At 57.0% G+C, this 14910-nt stretch carries 12 protein-coding genes; 3 read left to right on the top strand and 9 right to left on the bottom strand.

Annotated elements, in window-relative coordinates; translation table 11 throughout:
• Nucleotides 1–55: 55 nt before the first annotated feature.
• The 4 genes from tssR to tssO (ACFE8Q_RS11810) all read right to left on the bottom strand — a co-directional run bounded on the left by tssR (nt 56) and on the right by tssO (ACFE8Q_RS11810) (nt 4478).
• Complete coding sequence (gene tssR, locus ACFE8Q_RS11825) at nt 56–2482, bottom strand: type VI secretion system protein TssR domain-containing protein (RefSeq protein ID WP_375445600.1); 2427 nt, start codon at nt 2480–2482, stop codon at nt 56–58.
• A 13-nt stretch (nt 2483–2495) separates the two neighbouring features.
• Nucleotides 2496–3353: a PKD domain-containing protein gene (locus tag ACFE8Q_RS11820; RefSeq protein ID WP_375445599.1), complete on the bottom strand. Its 858-nt coding sequence runs from the start codon at nt 3351–3353 to the stop codon at nt 2496–2498.
• An 18-nt stretch (nt 3354–3371) separates the two neighbouring features.
• On the bottom strand, nt 3372–3908 hold the full coding sequence (gene tssO, locus ACFE8Q_RS11815) for a type VI secretion system TssO (RefSeq protein WP_375445598.1): 537 nt from the start codon (nt 3906–3908) through the stop codon (nt 3372–3374).
• Nucleotides 3909–4004: 96 nt separating this feature from the next.
• Nucleotides 4005–4478, bottom strand: coding sequence for a type VI secretion system TssO (gene tssO / locus ACFE8Q_RS11810; RefSeq protein WP_375445597.1), 474 nt, complete (start codon nt 4476–4478; stop codon nt 4005–4007).
• A 104-nt stretch (nt 4479–4582) separates the two neighbouring features.
• On the opposite strand from tssO (ACFE8Q_RS11810), the gene ACFE8Q_RS11805 reads away from it, so the two are divergent.
• Nucleotides 4583–5539 carry a type VI secretion system baseplate subunit TssG gene (locus ACFE8Q_RS11805; protein WP_375445596.1) on the top strand — a complete coding sequence of 319 codons (957 nt, stop codon included), beginning with the start codon at nt 4583–4585 and terminating at the stop codon, nt 5537–5539.
• 14 nt (nt 5540–5553) lie between these two features.
• On the opposite strand, the gene ACFE8Q_RS11800 is transcribed toward ACFE8Q_RS11805, so the two are convergent.
• Genes ACFE8Q_RS11800 through ACFE8Q_RS11790 form a run of 3 tightly spaced genes read right to left on the bottom strand, consistent with a single transcriptional unit; the run spans nt 5554 to nt 9570 of the window.
• Nucleotides 5554–7140, bottom strand: coding sequence for a hypothetical protein (locus ACFE8Q_RS11800; RefSeq protein ID WP_375445595.1), 1587 nt, complete (start codon nt 7138–7140; stop codon nt 5554–5556).
• Nucleotides 7137–9119: a hypothetical protein gene (locus tag ACFE8Q_RS11795; protein WP_375445594.1), complete on the bottom strand. Its 1983-nt coding sequence runs from the start codon at nt 9117–9119 to the stop codon at nt 7137–7139. The genes ACFE8Q_RS11800 and ACFE8Q_RS11795 overlap by 4 nt, the downstream gene beginning before the upstream one ends.
• A 19-nt stretch (nt 9120–9138) precedes the next feature.
• The gene (locus ACFE8Q_RS11790; RefSeq protein WP_375445593.1) at nt 9139–9570 is read right to left on the bottom strand and encodes a GPW/gp25 family protein; all 432 of its coding nucleotides are present in this window, start codon (nt 9568–9570) and stop codon (nt 9139–9141) included.
• A 179-nt stretch (nt 9571–9749) separates the two neighbouring features.
• Between ACFE8Q_RS11790 and ACFE8Q_RS11785 the strand changes: the two genes are divergently transcribed.
• Nucleotides 9750–11498 carry a type VI secretion system Vgr family protein gene (locus ACFE8Q_RS11785; RefSeq protein WP_375445592.1) on the top strand — a complete coding sequence of 583 codons (1749 nt, stop codon included), beginning with the start codon at nt 9750–9752 and terminating at the stop codon, nt 11496–11498.
• Nucleotides 11498–12121, top strand: coding sequence for a tetratricopeptide repeat protein (locus tag ACFE8Q_RS11780; RefSeq protein WP_375445591.1), 624 nt, complete (start codon nt 11498–11500; stop codon nt 12119–12121). Before ACFE8Q_RS11785 ends, ACFE8Q_RS11780 begins: the two co-directional genes overlap by 1 nt.
• Nucleotides 12122–12269: 148 nt before the next feature.
• On the opposite strand, the gene ACFE8Q_RS11775 is transcribed toward ACFE8Q_RS11780, so the two are convergent.
• A complete protein-coding gene (locus ACFE8Q_RS11775) occupies nt 12270–13409 on the bottom strand; it encodes a cystathionine gamma-synthase (RefSeq protein ID WP_375445590.1) in 1140 nt (379 codons plus the stop codon).
• Nucleotides 13410–13515: 106 nt separating this feature from the next.
• Nucleotides 13516–14892 carry a cystathionine beta-synthase gene (locus ACFE8Q_RS11770; RefSeq protein ID WP_375445589.1) on the bottom strand — a complete coding sequence of 459 codons (1377 nt, stop codon included), beginning with the start codon at nt 14890–14892 and terminating at the stop codon, nt 13516–13518.
• Between the last annotated feature and the right edge of the window lie 18 nt (nt 14893–14910).

Below are 14910 nucleotides of genomic sequence, written 5' to 3'. Positions count from 1 at the left end.
TCGTGGGAACACGCTGTTTGTTACGTCAGTCTTCAATTAAGCTACTGCTAATCAGTTATTTGAACAGATCGCTGCTAAGCCAGTAGTACGTGTGTCCATTGGACGTGAACCGGCTATTGGGGAAGGTAGGCAGTCGGGCCAGGTAATCGCGGCGTTCGCGAATGAGGTACAACAGCCGGAGCCATACCCCCGGACTCACCAGATCAGGATCAGCGAGCGCCCGGATCGGCAGGCTGGTCAGCAACGCATGGCGGCAGGGCAGGCCCGTTAGTGTCGCCATCAGATCGGCAACCGTAGCGGTATCGTGCTGCGACTGTCCCTGTTGCCTGGCCAGTTCGTCATACCTGCGAATGAGCTTGAGCCGGTCTGTATTGGCCAGCGGGTCCAGTTCGTCGGCTGCTAAATGGTTGATCCACAAGCTGATCCGGTCCATATCTGCCAGTGATAATAAACGAATTGGTCGGAACGCCGCTGGCAACGAATCGGCTGTGCGTACGTAGGTCTGCCCCATAAACGGGTAGGCCCGATTGGCAAACAGCGCTGGATCGACACTCGCCAGCGTGGGCTCCAGCCGGGCTTTCAGGGTTCGATTGACCACCGGATTGATCCGGCTACGATAAATGGACTGACTACGAAATACATCGCTCAGTGCCCCATCCACACGTTGGGCGTCGAACCGCATCTGGCGCAATAAACTGTCGGTCACGGCATGTAACAGGCTAAACGGTAGCTGCTGCCGTTTGCGTGGGAAGAGTACCCAACCCGGCGACATGCTGGCGTTTGGAAAAGCGAGCCGGTAGATATTCGAGACGCCGTAAGTGAGATCATAGGCGGGAGCTGGAACCACCAGTGCCGGGCTAACCAGCCGTTCGCGCTTGGGCTGACTGGCTTCGATAGCCGACTGATACACCAGTTGTTCGGCCTGTAACACATAACTGTTGGCCAGGGTGTCGGCGGGGGCTTCTACCTGGAACGAGAGGAAACGCGCCTCTGATGCCTGCATCCCGCTTCGGATATCGCTCAGTTGGGAAATATCGCGCGTATCGCCGTTGATGCCAACCATGATCACCGTATTGGTTTCGCCCGGATGAGTCGCCAGCATCGCCAGTGCCCGCTCCAGCCCCGCCCGGATTGGCTGCGCATAGCCGTCATAGCTGGGTACGTTGCTTGGTTTGGCGCGGTTCAGAAAGTCGGCCGCCCGGGCAATATCGCGTCCGATGGGAAAGCTGTTAACGTACCCGGTGCGCGTGCCCGAACTAGCTTCGCCGGGGCGATAGATCACGATGCCCACGCTGCCCTGCCGCACATTGGTCGAGTCGGCCAGAAGGGTGGCCGAGGCCTGAACGGTGTTTACCAGATCGCCCCAGTAGGGCAGCATGGCGCGGGTGCCTTCAACCACATACACGATGTTTTCGCTGCGCGACCGGTCGCGCCAGTTCTGGTATTGCCGGTGGGTAAGCCGTTGGCCGTTTACGTTCAGCACCGAACTGTCGGTCTGGAAAAGTGGCAGCAACGTACCCAGTTGCCAAACCGTCTGCTGCCCTTTTACACTACAGGCTTGCAACACCGGAAACCGAACGCCCGTCTGCTGCCAGGCCACCGCCTCATACCGAAGATTGCTGCGGTTAGGGCCGCCCTGCGCCGAATCGGGGCGGTTTTGCCAGGCCGCTTCGGCGGTGCTGAAGAACGGATAGGCAGGTGCGTTGGGCAGTAAACTGTCGCTTTCCCAGAACAGCCCATGCCCCAGTGGCTGAAGCGCTTCGGTAGGTGCCCAGCCCATCAGGTGCTTGGAAATACTGTCGGTGGGAAACCAGGGCGAGCGGCCAATCAGCGCTTCTTTCCCGCTTTCCGATAACTTGTATATGTAAGCAATGTCATATAACCGCAAGCCCCGGCCAGCGGACTGCTGCCCGCCTGGCTCGGTGTATAAACGAAGCGTGTCGTGAACGAGAAAAGGCACCGGTTTAGCCAGCAGTCGACCGCTGGTGAGGGCCGCGCAGTATAACGATGGCTGGTCACTGTCGGGGGCTGTCTGGGCCTTGGTAGTGGTCAGAAAGGAAGATTTCGGGGCCCATCCGTAGGCAACGGCCGACTTGCGATCTTTGAGCAGCCGGGGAGCGTACCACGTACCTACCTTTAAGGCTGCATCGTATTTGATCAAATTCAGGTAGCCGTCTTTCTCTTTCAGCACGTAAAATGCGTCGCGAAAATTGATCTGTTTAAACCGGGTAGTGGGCCGGGGGTAGTGGTAGGTAGGTACGTTGTTTCGGTCGGCAAAGACAATCCAGGGGCCGGTTCCGAGTTGCGGAGGTCCGGCCAGTGCCGCCTTACCCCGGCTTTGCAGCGATTGAGTTTGCGGTCCTTTCTTCGACGCGGTGGGAACAGGCGGACGTTTCAGGCTGGCAAACGGCGGCAATACCCCCTGTGCCTGACCGGTGAAGCCAGTAATGAGTAAAAGGAGTATCAGGCAAAAAAGGCGCATACAGGCCGTGGCGTTATTTTTTATGTTGAGTAATGGTCATTTTGGTCAGGCAGCTTCCATTCAGCCCACCCTCCAGCGCAACGGCGTCGATCAGGTTACGCCCCTCGAACTGGAGTGCCATGCAGTATGAATAGAAGTCGCGCGGGGGCTGGCCATTGGCGACCACCGGAAAATCAGGGTTGCCGCAGAGGTAATGGCTAACGAGGTAGCTGTACTGCGAATTCACCTGCTGCCCGTTGGCGATCCGCTGCAATCGCCAGCGAATGTCTTCGGCGGTGGTATCCACGGGCACCGTAAACCGGCTGTAGCGCGGCATCACCCGCACCTTCTGGGTGAGGGGCCGCTGCGTAATGTCGGTGGTGAGCGTGACGGTATACGTACCTGGTTCCACATAGCTGTACAGCGCCGTGGGTTCGCGGGAGTCGACCAGGCCGGTTTCGCCAAACTTCCAGGCAAACTTGTTGGGGCTGGCACCAAACGTGGTGAAACTGAGCTTTTCGTCCTGGTAGGCCACCGTTGGCCCAAGCAACCGCACCAGCGAGTCGCGCCGGGTGGGGGCGGGGCGCACTTTTACGGTAAACGTTTGCTGTTGTTTTCCGTCCACCGTCAGCCGAATCTGGTAGAGACCGGGCTGGGTATAAAAAAACTGACCCCGCTGCGCCCGATTGTCGGACCCCTGGCCAAACTCCCAGCGCCATTCTGTGGCCCCTGACGTGCTGTCGGCAAAGTAGATCGGCTGATTCACCATCACGCCCAGCGGCGTAACGCCTGCCCGAACCACTGGCCCCCGGTTATGCCAGTACAACAGCCCCAGCAGTAGGGCTGTTACCACAAAGGTGGCGCCTGTCAATATCCATTTACGTTCGAGCATGAGTGGTTACTGGGCCGGTCATCGGGCCGGAAAACGGGGTGTCAGGGTAGCGGTTGGGGCGGCGGGGGCCGAAGCAGCGCCAGCCGCTACGGGCTGGAAGCCAACTTCGCATTCTTCAAGTTGCTTACTGAAAAGCACAATGTTGTCCTGTTTGGTCCAGAGCACCCGTTTATCGTCATACATCATCCGGTAAAAATCGGCCGCCTGGGCAAACGCCCGGTACGACGCCACATCGGGGTTCTGGCTGTAGATGCGCCGGATGTCGTCGATCTGATTGTCGATATCGGCCTCCACAAACAGGGCGGTCATGGCGGGCCGGTAGGTGGCAATGGTGTGATGGGCCGAATCGAGGAGGGGCAGATACCGTTCCTGCTGTTGCAGAATGGCCTGTTGCCGCCGAATCCGGTCGGCCAGGTAAACGGCATTCGTCGTCGGGAAATCATAGGAACGGTACAGCACCCAGCCCGCCAGGCCGCCCAGAATCAACGTACCTGCCAGCAGGTACGCAAACAGGAATTGCCGTTCATTAACCCGAAATCCAAAAATGGTAAGCATAACTGGTGAAAAGTCATTTGGTGGTCATTACGCTTCGCTGTCATTAAGTGGTCATTACGTCGTTTTTGCAATCAATGACCACAAATGACGTTACCCTCATCGCGATAATCGTTCTCGCTGTTCGCAATTCGATAACTCGCGGCGGATCTCGAAAACGTTGGTTTCAACGCTGCGGATCGAGTCTTTCAGTAAGAGCATCTGATTCACGTATCCGTTGAGTTTCTGGTACACGGCAAAGGCTTTCTCGTTGCCGGGATGGTCGGTGATCAATTGCCCGATCGACTCTTTTTGCTGGCTGATCAGCCGTTGCATGGGGCGGTCGTAGCGAATCAGGTTTGTGTTCAGCAGCCGCATGTGTTTATACAGCGAGTCGGTTTGTTCGGCCAGTTGCCGCTGCACATACAGCACCTCGTCGTAGCGGGCTTTGTCGGCACTTAGCTGGTTGATCTGTTGCGAAAGGGACCGTAGAAAGCCGTAAACGCTCACCAGTACCACGCCAATCAGCAGCATAAACCGCCAGAGAAAATGCCAGTAGGCCTTCGTGATGGCCCTGTTGTTCAATGCACTCATAGACCGTTTAGCGAATAAATCCCGTCGGCAGGCACTACCTGGCGTTGGATTGGGGTTATTGACTGTATTTTTAGTTCGGTAACCGACTGGCTTTTCCTCTGACTATGACTCCACCCGCTTCTGCGCAGACGCAGCAACCCGAGTATGTGCTCGACCAGCTTGACCTCGACCTTCGGGCCGACCTGGTGGCCGCCGATCTGCTGAGTCGTATGCTGCCGCTCGATAAGCTGATCCTGAACCCGACCGGACCGGACGCGCGGGCTTATTCGAAAGATCATAACCCGCTGACATCCTGGCTGATCGATGGCTCCACAGCCCCGTACTGGCGACTCGATACCCCGCGTGAGGGAATCTACGACCAGTTGCCTCCTTACCTCTTTCACGCACCCGGAGCGGGCGAGGCTGGCCCGACGCGTGATGCCTTCGACGTCGACAGTATCCTGGATTCGGTGCAGCGGACGCACGAAATTGAGCGGGAGGCCCGTCAGTTTTTCCTGCCCTTCGATACCGAACTCAACTACCTGCGCGTGCTCCGTGCCCTGCGCGACCAGCAAAACGACCGGCTCGAAAATGCCGATACCCTGATTGACCAGTTTGCCGTTGGCTGGCCGATTCTGACCCGCCTCGATCCCCTGCATCGGGGATTGTTTGTCCAGTTGCTGCCCCTGATTCACCAACTGAGGAGCAACCTGAACTGGGTTAGCCGCCTGTTGGGTATGCTGTTTGTTGTGCCCATGCGCCTCGAAAGTGGCCGCCACCTGAACCGCCCCGCCGTCACCGACGACCGGTCGTCGCTGGATGGTTGTCGGCTGGGTATCGACGCCATCATGGGCAACTCGTTCGATGATGGCCGAAATGGCATTCGCCTCATCATCGGCCCCGTTCCCGACAACCGGGTGGCTGATTTTCTGCCGCATACCGACACCATGCAACTCATCGACGAATTGCTGGCGTATTTTCTGCCGGCGGCCAATGAGGTGTCGCGGGTGGTGCTGACCGAACGCCCCGCCAGCCCTACGCCTGACCATATCGATTACCTCGGATTCAATAGTTATCTGTGACATCGTGTGGCTGGTCAGGGGGTGAGGGGCTTCGCGGGTGTGGCTACTGCCTTACGCAGCCATTGGGCCCGTTCGGCGTCGGATAGTACGCTTACCGTACCCGGCATTCCCGGTGTAACCAGCAGCGTGTATTTCCCCTGAACCGCACCCGCTTCGTTGCGCAGTACATACAGGTAGAGCGTTGGCTTTTCAGGGTAGGGAATACCACCTGGCCAGATCACATCATTACGACGGGTGATCTCTCTGAAAATCAGCACATCCACCGTTGGGGGTACGGGTGCCAGTACGGCCGACGCCGACGCAGGCTTTGCAGGTACGTTGCCTTTCTTTACCGCCACTCGTTTACCCCGTTTGACCACTGTACTCCGCCGGGCACCTGACCCGGAAATGGCTGCTTTGGGGGCAGCGACACTGGCTTTCACCAGCCGTATCTCGTAAATATCAACGGTGAGCGGACTGGTTTCCCGAACCACATCGACCCGAACGGCTTCCCGCTTATAAAAACGCATGGAGCCGGTTACAGCCGGGCTGATGCAGGATTGCCCGGTCTGGTCGCGTCGCGAAGCCTGGATGGTGTAGTAGAACTGAGCGGTTGAATCGGGCACTTTCAGGGTTGGTAACCAGGGAAGAGCCCGACCGTCGGTTGTCCGTTCGTCAACCAGTTTGTTGCCGGGCAGGGAATAAAGCCGGAGGGTGAATGATTCGTCAGTTGAATAAACGGGTGCGCCACTATACCACACAAAACTCGGATTGGGCTGTTTATCAACGTCATACGTTAATACCTGATTGGGTAGAATGGGTGGATAACAGGTGGGTAGTATGGCCGGTGTGCCCGCCGCCCGTCGACCCCGGATGGCCAGCGAGGCACTCAACTGGACTGAATAGCCAACAAGGGCGCGGGAAAAAACAAAGAACGACCCATCCGGCCCATCTACGTTATACGATAGCTGACTGAGAAACCCAACGCCCCGCAATCCGAGTCGAAACGATTGGCCCATTGTCCGCTCCAGGGCTACCGACGCTGTCAGGCCGGGGCGAAACCGATCTGCTGCGGGCGAGAACCGGAACAGGAGCCGCTCGTTGGTGATGTCGTAGGCACCGGTAATGGGGGCATCGTTGAAAAAAAGACCGCCCCGCAGGGTCGCTGCTCCCGTGACACGCCTGCCCAGCGGCAACCGAACAGATGGCCCGGCAACCAGGTGAAATGAATGAAGATTGGCCGGTTCCAGCAGACCCGCCTGGTCGAAAGGGAGTTTGAGCAGTGCCAGTGCTTCCTTGATATACTGTTCGTTCTGGCGTTGCAGGCTGAAGCCGAAATACCCGGCTTCGATGCCCAGCCCGAACTTCCGTTTTAGAAAATAATCGGCCGAGAAAGACAGCCAGGGGCCAGGGGCACCGAAGAATTTGTTGCGGTATATGGTGCGCTGATACTGACTGGTGATGCCCGCGTGCAGGCCCAGTTCCCAGTAGCCACGGAAGGGTGGTAAAATGGCCGCATTGAGCGCAGGTACGTGCCGACAGCAGGTATCGGTCGAAAATTGAGCCACTGCCGGCGTTGCACTCCCCAGCCAGCCAGCCAGCATAAATAAACGTACGTTCATGAGGCAGCGGTGGGTTCGGTCAGGAAAAAGCGGTACTGGTTTACCTGCCCCGACCGGCTGATGAGCTTGGCTTTCAGGCTGGCATTCAGAGTATGCCAGTCGCTCTGGGATAGCTGGCAGTTGGCCGCCGGCGTCAGGTAGAGATCAATGGTACGGAGCAACCCTTCTTTGGGCTGGGTGCCAACCGCCACGCCCTTGCGAATAGTCACATCGGCCAGCAGGTCGGCCAGTTCCGCTTTGATAAACGAGCGAATATCCTCCATCGTCACAATCCGGTCGCGGCTCATCAGGGCGTATCGGTACGCATCGAGCTGGTTAGCGGCTTTCAACTGGCTCCGTCCGCCGAGGGTAGGCGTAAGAAGTCGGCAATGATCCACCAGCAGGTCGGTCATGTTATGGGGCAGCAGGGCCGTGCCGCCGGGAATATTATTGGCCGGTTCGCCGTCGATTGTCCAGTAACTCACTTCCAGCGTGTCGCCTTCTTCCTGTGGCTTAACCAGCAGGTAGTGAGGTAGTTCTCTGGCAACGCCTTCCTGTTGAAAAAGCAGCATCTCCAGTTGGGCGAGCCGTTCGTTGAGGTCGCGGGCATGCAGGAGTACCGCATCCTGCCCATAGGCCGTGAAGGCCACGGATTCATCGCGCAGCACTTCCAGCAGGTAATGCAGGTGCTCACGGGCGTCGCGGGCGTCGAACCGTTCAACGCCACCCCGGCGCAGCGCGTAACAACCCGTGGGTAGCCGGTCGACCTGCCGGAAGGGAAAGGGCGTGAACACCCGGTTCCGGCTGTCGATCAGGGAGCGAACGGCCAGAAACGTTTCGTTCTGCATTACCGGAAGCGGCAGAATATTATGCACGATTCGGGTACGGTATGTAAGCCGGTTCAGCTTCCGGTTCATGACCGGAAACGCGTTGATGCACACCTCCACCGACCGCAGCGCGTCTTCGTCAAAGCGGGCGGGGAGCGTCACCGACAGCCACACGATCTCCGGGTCGTTGAGGGTCATCAGGGCTTCGGGCGGAAAACAACTCGCAAAATCGGCGGGGTACAACTGCCGGGCTGCGTTGATCTGGTCCGAATAATCGTCAAGCGGTTGGCTCAGGTGGATAAACCGGCTGTGATAGGTCCGTTTAACGTCCATTTCCAGCAACTGATCCACCTCGAAGGGCGTCAGGAGCCGGTCGTGCTGATGCTCGGGTCGCCTGTTCTCAAAACTGGACGTACCTGTCAGTTCCACCGCCGGAATCTCCATGCCGGGCGTAACCATATTTGGGGCGGGTTCGTAATTGAAACCAGCCACCGACTTGATCCGTTGCCCGTTCATGTACCAGTGGCTCAGCGCCAGCAGGTCGTACAGGGTTTCGGTACGCTCGGGCCCTGTCTGATCGGGCCAGTTCAGGTAAAATGTCAGCCGGTCGAGCGAGGTCAGTTCCGTATGCAGGCGGAGGCCCAGCCAGAGCGTATGCGCAGGAAGCCGTTTCCGGCCGGCACCCGACCGCGCCACCAGCATCTTGCCCACCTCGGGATCGTTTTTGAACAGGCAGTCGGCAGCAGCAATGTAATGTACAGCGCCGTCAATGAGTTTGACCGTATCGGCGGGGCTAAAGAAAAGATCCTGCCGACTGTCGAGTTCGCCGTAGGGCTTGGACGCAAATCGTTTCGAGGTATAAAAGTGATGGTCGGGCAGCAGGTAGCCCACTGCTTCGGCTGGCTGAGCCTGCATGACGGCATGGGCCGGCCGCGGAACGGTCAGTAGATCAGGGGTTAGTAACGACGCCAGCTTATCGAGCAGACCCACTTCCGAGTCGAGGTATTCGTTACTGATTTTGTTGAGTTCATTGGCAAGCGTGTCCATCAGCAACCGAACGAAGGGGTCCAGATGGCTCAGGCTGCGCACACCCCAGAGGTGCATCACGTGCTGGAGCATCCGTTGCCGGATGGCTTCTTTCGTAAACTGATCACGGTACGTACTGAATGGCATAACAGAAAGCAGAAATCGGCTACCGGCCCGAAAGGGTGCCCAGCAGCAGACGGGTGGTGAAGCGGAAAGGTTCGTTGGTCATTTGTACGGTGGCCGACACCGACACATCGGCCAGCCGCCGGGTGTTGCCGGGCAGGCCGTCGATGCCCGCCGCCGACTGAATCACCACTCGCACGGTTACGTCGCGCAGCCGGGGTTCCTGCTGCCGGATGGCCTCGGTGAGCGATTGGGTCAACTGGGCCTCCCAGGTGTACTGGTTCACGGTATGGTCGAACTCCGTGTCCCAGATGGAATTGCCAAACTGCGGGTCGCTCCGTAGTTCGTTGAAACGCGAATGGAGCAGCATGTTCAGAAACTGAGCGATCGACGCCCCAATGTCGCAGGTGGGCAGGTCAGCACCCGTCATCAGGCTATTCAGCCGGATGGGGTAGCGGTAATACACGTGGCTCATAGAAAAGCTGGATGACAGGGTACGCGTCGGTTGGGGTACGAAATAATAGACTAAATTGGCCCATTTGCCTGTAAGACTACCGACATGTTACTGATATATATTGGACGGTAGGCTAGTATATACTGAGCGGTTTATTTGGGGTAGAACGGCAGCAGAAATTAACTGAACTTTGTTCTGCTATGAGCAAAACCGCAACCATCTCCATCGAGGGTACCCGTATTGAAGGGGTTCGCCACCTGGTCATCGAGCAGTCGATTCACACGTACCATACGTTTGAACTGGCTATCGAACACGAACGACTAAACGAGCATTTTTCGATAAAGCCTAAGTTTGGCCCATTTTTAGGTAAGAATATTTCTATTGTTATTACTGGTGAAGGCAGTATGCCCAAATTGACCTTTGAAGGAATAATTGCTGAAGAGGGGCTTTTTCAGCGGGACGATGAGTATCGGGGCGAGATTGTTTTCCGGGGCTATGGGCAACCCTACCAACTGGATAGTCTACCCGGCATTAGCATGTACGTCGACAAGTCGCCGACCGACATTGCCAACACCTGTTTGGCGGGGTACAAGAAGACCAAAAAGGTGGTGTCGGTGGTTGGGCCAACGGCGGCGATTCCGTATTGTGTTCGTTATCAGGAGACGTACTGGAATTTTCTGCGCCGACTGGCCTACGATTACGGTGCGTGGTTCTATTATGACGGTCAGGTCCTGAATTTCACCCAGGCACCAGGTACGTCTCCCGCCGTGAAGCTTGTCTTCGGCTCTGATCTGACCTGGCTGCGAACGGGCACCCGTTCGGTGGCGACCCACCATAAGCAGATCGATTATTTTTCGGAAACCCACACGAACCAGACCGCAGAAGGACCAGCCAACCCGGTGCTTTTTGCCACGATGGATGAACTGTTTCAGACGGGGCTGCGCAAGTCAAACCTGGCGGCGGATGTGGCTCCGCTCGCGCTGAACCGGTCTGAGTCGCAGAAGTCGATGACCCAGTTTACCCAGGGCCGGACCGTGATTCCCGGCATTTCGCCCGGTACGTCGCTTCAGATCGGAGCCACCTTGTCAGGCGATCAGATCGGCGAGTTGCACGTGCTCTCGGTGCGCCATGTACTCGACCAGATGGGCGATTATTACAACGAATTTGAAGCCACTTCCGGCGACTTCAAGCGCATGCCTCCCGAAATACTGCACCGCCCACAGGTGGGTCCGCAACTGGGCGAGGTGACGGACAACAAAGATCCCAAGAACCTGGGCCGGGTGAAGGTGCGCCTCGAATGGATGGATAGCGGCACCACGCCCTGGATCAGAACGGTGATGCCCAGCTTTGGCAAGGGGCAGCGTCCGCTGAAGAATCGGGGTTTCCAGTTTGTGCCCGATGTGGGCGACCAGGTGCTGGTTGCTTACGAACAGAACGACCCCGACCGGCCGGTGGTGATGGGTGCCCTGCCCCATTACGTGAACGCAGCCCTGGACACGCCCGCCGTGAAAGAGCACCATATCAGTGTGATGAGTGGGAGTATTCTGCGCTTCGTCGACACCAGCACGGTGCATGAATTCCACATGGAGGTGAATCCGCAGAACACGGTATTCATTAAAGTCGACAGTAACATGGGGACGATCACGGTGAAGTCGAACGATAAAATACGGATCGAGGCCACCAACCAAATTGATATCGAGGCCATGACGATCAACATCAAAGGCAAGAACATAAACATCGACGGGTCGATCAAAGTAGATGTGAAAGGCGGGGAGATCGCCGAAAAAGCGACGGGGCCGGCGTCGTTTGAAGGAGCAACCGTTGACGTGAAAGCAACGGGCACCCTCAACGCCAGCGGGGCTATGACCACCGTGAAAGGCACCGGCATGGCCACGCTGGAATCATCGGGCATAACGACCGTGAAAGGGTCGATGGTGATGGTCAACTAATGGGGGAGGAAACGTACCCAGTCGCCCTGTCGGCGTTGCAGGAAGCACTTGGACAGGGCGATGAGTCGATGGTACGGCTGGCCGTGGCGCGATGCCTGACGAGTATGGAGGTGGTGGCCCATCCCATTCTTGGCGGTGGCCTGTACCTGATGGCCGGGCATTTTTTTCTCCGACGAAAGCAGTATACGGAGGCCCGCACCCTCTACCAGCAGGGGCATCAGGTCTACGCAGAAGCTTATGCAAAAGGCATTTCCGGGGCCGACTGGCTGTGGGTGCAGGCCCAACTGTGTGAAGCACAGACGTATTACCGTGCGGGCAGGCACCCGCAGGCGCTGGCCGTCTGGCAGGCAACCCACCGGTTTGCCGCTACGCTGCCCGCCCCGTCGCCCCTGAGTGTAGAAGTGGCCATCCGCCTGGCCGAAGCTTACCGCCGCGACGGGCAACGCCGACAGTCTATTGCGCACTATGAAGAGGCATTGACGTTGGCCGAGAAACTGCCCCCGTCGCTCTGCCCGGTTCCGCTATTGCACCTGCTGCACAAAAACTACCTGCCCCTCCTGGATATTGCCCCCGATCGCCGCCGCCTCCAGGTACGTATCGATTCGCTGCTGCTGGGCCATTAAGAACGTACCTGGCTCAGGCGTCCGTCGTCGGTACACGTCTGGTGGACACCATACCTATCGAGACATTGGTGCCGGGTGGTGCTTTTGACGCCAGGAGACGATCCCTTCTTATCCGGTATGTTCGGTATATTGAATGTGAATGTACGTTTCAGGCTGCCAGTGCCTGGTCCAGATCGGCAATCAAATCCTCAACGTCTTCAATGCCGACGCTCAGGCGGATAAGGGTATCTTTTAAGCCATTCCTGGCGCGTTCTTCTTTCGGTATGCTGGCATGGGTCATACTGGCGGGGTGCGTGCAGAGCGATTCAACGCCACCGAGCGATTCGCCCAGGGAAAACAGTCGAATGCTTTCCATCACTTTGATGGCCTCTGGATAGGAGTCACCATGAAGTTCAAACGAGAGCATACCCCCAAAACCGCGCATTTGACGGGCCGCCAGTTCGTGACCGGGGTGAGTTGGTAAACCGGGGTAATGCACCTGGCTCACACGCGGATGCAGTTGCAGATACTCGGCCACACGCTGCGCATTCTCACAATGGCGTTGCATTCGGATATGCAGGGTCTTTATGCCACGAAGGGCAAGAAAGCAATCTTGCGGCCCCGGTACAGCCCCACACGCATTTTGAATGAATTTTAGCTGGGCGGCTGTTTCGTCATCATTGCAAATAATGGCACCCATTACGGTATCCGAGTGGCCACCTAAGTATTTAGTTACAGAATGAACCACGATATCGGCCCCCAGGTCGAGTGGGTTTTGCAGATACGGTGACGCAAACGTGTTGTCGACGACCAACTGGATATCTTGCCGGGTACGTTGCGCAATGGCCTGAATATCAACGATACGGAGTAATGGATTCGTTGGTGTTTCGATCCAGACCATCCGGGTACGTTCGGTCAGGGCCGCTTCCAGGTTGGCGGGGTTATCGAGCGAGACGAACTTGAATGTTAAGCCGAGTGGTTCAAATACCTTCGTCATGATCCGATACGTACCCCCGTATAGATCGCTGCTGGCAATAATTTCGTCGCCGGGTTTATACAGCTTCAGGATCGCGTCGGTGGCGGCGAGACCGGAGGCGTAGCAAATGCCGTGTTTGCCATTTTCGAGGGCGGCCAGGTTTGCCTGCAAGGCGTCACGCGTAGGGTTCTGGGTACGCGCATACTCGTAGCCTTTGTGTACGCCGGGCGATTCCTGCACGTAGGTCGAGGTTTGGTAAATAGGGGTCATGATGGCCCCCGTCGTAGGGTCGGGCTGTATGCCCGCGTGAATGGCTTTGGTTCCGAAATTCATCTTCGATGGGAGTTTACGGATTTCTGTTTGTCGTTTACTGTTGCGCTTCTAATTAGCAAAGTACAGATTAGCAACGCAACGGTAAACAGAAGACAGTAAACTAATTTTATGCAGTTACAGCCGCCAGAAGGTCAGCCTGGGTAATTACGTGGATATTGTCGGCGTCGTCACGGACGAGGAGGGCCCGGTTTTCACGGTCGATGAGTGAAGATAGCACGTCGAGCGTATTATCTAAACCGACGAACTTGAAGGGTTTATCCATTACCGTTTCTACGGGTTGGTCTTTCACCGATGGGTCGTCGATCAAAAGGGACAGGATAGCGGAGTCGGTGAGGCTACCGATAATGTGGCCGGTTAAATCAGTAACGGGCATCTGCGAAATGCTCTGCTGGTTCAGGAGCTTAATGGCCTGACTGACAGGTACGTTGCCACCGATGGTCGTGAGCGAGCTGTGCCCATTCCTGCTTTTAACGATGTCGCGGGCGGTGGCAAACTGGCGGGATTCCAGAAAGCCGTGGTCCTTCATCCAGGTGTCGTTGTAGATTTTGCCGAGGTAGCGTGTGCCATGGTCGGGAAGCAGGATAACCAGTACATCCTCTGCCTGAAGATGGTCTTTTGCCCATTCGAGCGCACCGTGCACCGCCGAGCCGCACGACCAGCCAACAAACAGCCCTTCCTCACGCGCCAGTCGCCGGGTCATGATCGCAGCATCCTTGTCTGTTACCTTTACGAAGTGATCAATCAGACTGAAGTCTACATTCTTTGGCAAAATATCTTCGCCGATTCCTTCCGTCAGGTAGGGGTAAATCTCCCCTTCGTCGAATACGCCGGTTTCTTTATACTTTTTGAAGACGGAACCATAGGTGTCGATTCCTATTGAAACGACCGTTCCGTTTTGCTCTTTTAAAAATTTGCTGGTGCCACAGATCGTGCCTCCGGTCCCGACGCCCGCCGCAAAATGGGTAATTCGTCCGTCAGTATCGCGCCAGATCTCGGGGCCGGTGGTCGCATAGTGCGCCGCGGTGTTCGACAGGTTGTCATACTGGTTCGGGTAAAGTGCGTTCGGTATGTCGCGGCTCAGGCGTTGGGCGACGGAGTAGTAGGAGCGGGGGTCATCGGGCGTCACGTTGGTTGGACAAACGATCACTTCAGCACCAACGGCCCGCAGGATGTCTATTTTTTCCTGCGACTGTTTGTCGGCCATTGTGAAGATGCATTTGTACCCTTTGCCAATAGCGGCCAGCGCCAGGCCCATGCCCGTATTGCCGGAGGTGCCTTCGATGATGGTACCGCCTGGTTTGATGAGACCCGCAGCCTCAGCGTCTTCGATCATCTGGACGGCGATACGGTCTTTGACCGAGTTGCCCGGGTTAAAGTATTCAACCTTCGCCAGGACCGTGCCCCGAATGCCACGGGTAACTTTATTCAACTTAACCAGGGGCGTATTGCCAATGGTGTCGATAATTGATTCGTAGTAGTTCATGAAGAAGAACAGTTTGCT

It is taken from the genome of uncultured Fibrella sp., assembly GCF_964250085.1.
GTDB lineage: Bacteria > Bacteroidota > Bacteroidia > Cytophagales > Spirosomataceae > Fibrella.
This window is presented reverse-complemented; position numbering and strand designations above follow the sequence as displayed.